This is a genomic window from Arhodomonas sp. KWT (assembly GCF_010993615.1).
Genome location: NZ_WNXE01000191.1, coordinates 1 through 4,090 on the forward strand (window position 1 = coordinate 1; position 4,090 = coordinate 4,090).

Annotated in this window: 4 protein-coding genes; 2 read left to right on the forward strand and 2 right to left on the reverse strand. The window is 70.3% G+C overall.

Annotation, left to right across the window (positions count from 1 at the left end):
- Positions 1–1,590: TonB-dependent receptor domain-containing protein (locus G7A99_RS16365; protein ID WP_163142103.1), on the forward strand; the 1,590-nt coding region annotated here is incomplete at its 5' end.
- A gap of 83 nt (positions 1,591–1,673) precedes the next feature.
- Here G7A99_RS16365 and G7A99_RS16370 read toward each other — a convergent pair.
- Together G7A99_RS16370 and G7A99_RS16375 are read right to left on the reverse strand one after the other, a co-directional pair.
- Complete coding sequence (locus tag G7A99_RS16370) at positions 1,674–2,474, reverse strand: ABC transporter permease (protein ID WP_018719676.1); 801 nt, start codon at positions 2,472–2,474, stop codon at positions 1,674–1,676.
- Entirely contained in the window at positions 2,465–3,046 is a 582-nt protein-coding gene (locus tag G7A99_RS16375) for an ATP-binding cassette domain-containing protein (RefSeq protein WP_018719677.1), read from the reverse strand. The genes G7A99_RS16370 and G7A99_RS16375 overlap by 10 nt, the downstream gene beginning before the upstream one ends.
- 149 nt (positions 3,047–3,195) lie before the next feature.
- Here G7A99_RS16375 and G7A99_RS16380 point away from each other — a divergent pair.
- Positions 3,196–4,090: ABC transporter transmembrane domain-containing protein (locus G7A99_RS16380; RefSeq protein ID WP_240466309.1), on the forward strand; the 895-nt coding region annotated here is incomplete at its 3' end.

The window sequence follows — 4,090 nt, forward strand, 5'->3', positions numbered from 1 at the left end:
AGCGGCGAGCAGATCATTCCGGACATCTCGCAGACGGACCTCCAGTACAACCGCAGCATCGACCTGACCGGCTCGCTGGACATCGATCTCGGCCCCGACCAGAGTCTGGCGTTCACCGGCCAGCTCTACGACTCCGGCTATGACGGCGACCGCGGGCTCTACCTCGGCGAGGACCTGGCCGCGGTCACCGGCTCCGACCCGGGCAGCTTCGACATCCGCGGCGGCTTCGAGAGCGACCGCGAGCCGGCCACCGAGCGGCACATGCTCAACGCCACCTACCACCATGCGGATCTGCTAGGCCAGGAACTCTACCTGCAGGCGTTCACCCGCGGCGAGGAGGCGGCATTCCATCCGTTCCCGTACCTGTACTCGGATCTCGACCAGGATGGCAACGCGGACCCCTACTACTCCGCCTCCGAGCAGAACACCGACGTCCACGGCGCCAAGGCGCTGGTGGTCACGGACCTCTCGCCGGTGCGTCTGCAGTGGGGCGTGGACGCCGACCGCGAGACCTTCGACGCCAACCAGATGCTCTTCGACTACCAGCGGGTGCTCGACAGCGGCGGCCTGAAGCTCGACGAGACCGCCACGGTGGGCCGCTACCCGAACTACCAGGTGGACACCATGAGCGCCTTCCTGCAGGGCGAATGGCAGGTCAGCGAGCGCTGGCGGCTATCCGCGGGTGTGCGTCGGCAGCACTCGGATGTGGAGATCGACGACTTCGTCGGCGCCGAGCAGCAGGTCGCGGTAGCCAACGGGCTGGCGGATTCCGCCGCGGCCATCCCTGGCGGCAGCAACGACTACGAGACCACGCTGGTCAACGTCGGTGCGGTCTTCGACGTGTCCATGAGCGATCAGCTCTGGACCAACTTTTCCCAGGGCTTCGAGATCCCGGACCCGGCCAAGTACTACGGCCAGGGCCAGTACACCCTGGACGACGGCCGCTACGTGCTCGACGACAGCGTCAACGTCGACGATTCACCGCTGAAGGGGATCAAGACCAGTCAGGTGGAGATCGGCTGGCGTCATTTCGGCGAGCGCACCACCGCACAGGTCGCCGCCTACTACGCCTGGTCCGAGGAGGCCCTGGACTATGACAGCCAGAGCCTCGCTGTGAAGGTACTCGACGACGAAACCCGGGATTACGGCATCGAGGGCAAGCTCAGCTACCGCCTGACCCGGGCCTGGCGCGTCGGCGGCAGCGGCCACCTGGTGCGCTCGGAGCGCAAGGTCGACGGCGAGTGGCAGAAACGCGCCGCCACCTCGGCCAGTCTCTCCAAGGCCACCGCCTTCGCCGGCTGGCAGCGCGGCGGCACCCGCGTGCGGCTCCAGTACACCCGCACCTTCGATCTGGAGGACGACGCCGGCAACGAGATCAAGGGCTTCCAGACCGTCGACCTGCTCGGCAGCCACCAGCTCCCGGTCGGCGAGCTCTCCTTCGGCATCCGCAACCTGCTGGACGAGGAGTACACCACCGTTTGGGGACAGCGCGCCCAGATCTTCTACGCGCCCTACTACGGCCCGGAGGAGATGTTCGACTTCAAGGGCCGCGGCCGCACCTACAGCCTCACCTACACGGTGCACTACTGAGGCCGGCGGTGAGGACGCACAGCCATTCGTGGCCCGGCGCCGCGATCCCGGGGCGGGACCGCCCGCCCCGCCGCCGGCGGTGCCTACCCGGCACCGCTCAGGCGCTCCAGGCGCAGCCGGCCGCGCTCGTCGAACAGCCGCCGTGCGACCAGCCGGTTGGCCAGCAGCGTCCCGGTGCCCGTGCCCACGGTGATCAGCAGGAAGATCAGGATCTGATAGCGCACCGCCTCCCCGGGCGGGCTGCCGGCGAGGATCTGGCCAGTCATCATCCCGGGCAGGCTGACCACCCCGGCGGCGGCCATGGCGTTGATCACCGGGATCATACCGCTGCGCACGCTCTCGCGCCGCAGCGGCGCGATCGCGGCCTGCCAGGGCTCGCCCAGCATCAGCCGGGCCTCGATGGCGGCACGCTGGCGCCAGGCCCCCTCGGTGAGGCGCTCCAGTCCCAGGGCGACGCCGTTCATGGTGTTGCCGAGGAGCATGCCCAGCAGGGGGATAGCGTACTGGGCGCGATACCAGGGCTCCGGGCGGACCAGAACCAGCAGCGCCAGCGCCGCCGTGGCGAAGCTCGCCACGAACATGGCCCCGGCACCGATGCCGTAGCCCCAGCCGCCGGCGAGGGGACGGCGCTGCCGGGCGTGGACCTCGCGGGCGGCGATGAGCAGCATCCCGACGCCGATGAGCACCACCCAGTACCAGTGCGCCAGGGCGAACACGGCCTCCAGCACCAGTCCCACCAGGGCGAGCTGGATCACCATGCGCAGGGCCGCGAGCAGCAGCGCGCGGCTCACCGCCAGGCGCTCAAGCCAGGCGACGCCGCCGAGGGCGAGCACCAGCGCCGCCGCCACCGCGAGATCGGTCACCGACAGCGCGATTACGTCCATGCCGTCTCCGTCAGCCGCCCGCCGGCGGCGATCGTGTACCCCCGGGACGCGACCCGCATCACCTGCTCGCCGTCATGACTCACCCACAGCAGACCGCAGCCGCGCTCCCGCAACCCCGCCAGCCAGTCCTCGGTGCGCCGGGCATTGGCCGGGTCGAGGTTCGCCGTGGGCTCGTCGAGGAGCAGCATGAGGGGACCGCGCACCGCCGCACGCAGGAGGGCGAGGCGCTGGCGCTCGCCGGAGGACAGCCGCGCCACCGGCCAGGCCATCACCCCGGGGTCCAGACCGAGCAGCTCGAAACCGTCGCCGGCGGTGCCGGGGGGGAAATGCTCGTCCACCCGGTCCGCCCACCACGCACTCTCCGCGGGCACGTACATCACCCGCGCCCGCCAGTCCGGTCCGCTCATGGCCTCGCAGGCGACGCCGTCCAGGGCGAGCCGGCCGGCGAACGGGTCGAGGTCGGCGAGCGCGCGCAGAAGCCGGGTCTTGCCGGCCCCCGATGGCCCGGTGAGCGCCACGCACTCGCCGTGCTCCACGCGGAGGTCGTCGACAGTGACCGGACCCGCCTGCATCCCCTCGGCCTGCAATGCCACGCTCGTGCTCCGTCGTTTCGGCGACCAACCCTTATAACGGCAGCTCCGCCGGCCCGGCAAGCTGGTGCCGCGGACGCCACCCGGGCGGTCGCGAACCGCCCGTCACCCCGACACTACCGGTAACCGCCATGGACCTGCTGCGCTTCGTCTTCCGTGAATACGCCCGCGCCTTCATCGGCGTGCTCACTCTGAGCCTGGCGAGCGCCGGCCTCGGCGTGGGCGTGATCGCCTACATCAACCAGCGCCTGATCGCCGGGGATACCCCGGTGTCCGCGCTGCCGGGGCTGCTCGGGCTACTGCTTGCACTGCTCGCGGTCTCCCTCGGCGCCCAGCTCGCGCTCACCACCCTCGGCCATCACTTCGTCTACCGCCTGCGCGCCCGGCTGGTGAAGCGCATCCTCGACACCGATATCGAGCGCCTGGAGGCGCTCGGCAGTGCCCGGCTGCTGGCGAGCCTGTCCAGCGACGTGCGCAACATCACCATCGCCTTCGTGCGCCTGCCGGAACTGGTCCAGGGCATCGTGCTCACCACCGTCTGCGCGATCTACCTCGCCTGGCTGTCGCCACCGCTGCTCGCCGTGACCTCGGTATGGATCGCCCTGACCATGGCCGGGGGGGCATGGCTGGTCTCGCGGGTATACGCCCACCTGCGCGACGTGCGTGAATCGGAGGACCGGCTGTATCGCCACTTCCAGACCGTCATCGACGGCCGCAAGGAGCTCGCACTCAACCGCGACCGCGCCCGGCGACTCTTCGAGGGCGACTACGACGAGGCCGCCCGGGACTACCGCCACCACGTCATCCGCGCCGACACCTTCCACCTGAGCGCCAACAACTGGACCAACATCATGATGCTCGGGGCCATCGGCGTGGTCTTCTTCCTCGCCAACGGCCTGGGCTGGGCGGACACCGCGGCGGCCGCGACCTTCTCGCTGACCCTGCTGTTCCTGCGCACGCCGCTCATCCAGGCCGTCGGCGCATGGCCCACGCTCACCGCTGCCCGGGTCGCCTTCGAGAAGCTCG

What these genes read in the sequence shown, in the direction of transcription:
- G7A99_RS16370 (WP_018719676.1), bottom strand. Translation starts at nt 2,474, where the DNA reads ATGGACGTAATCGCGCTGTCGGTGACCGATCTCGCGGTGGCGGCGGCG.
- G7A99_RS16375 (WP_018719677.1), bottom strand. Translation starts at nt 3,046, where the DNA reads ATGCAGGCGGGTCCGGTCACTGTCGACGACCTCCGCGTGGAGCACGGC.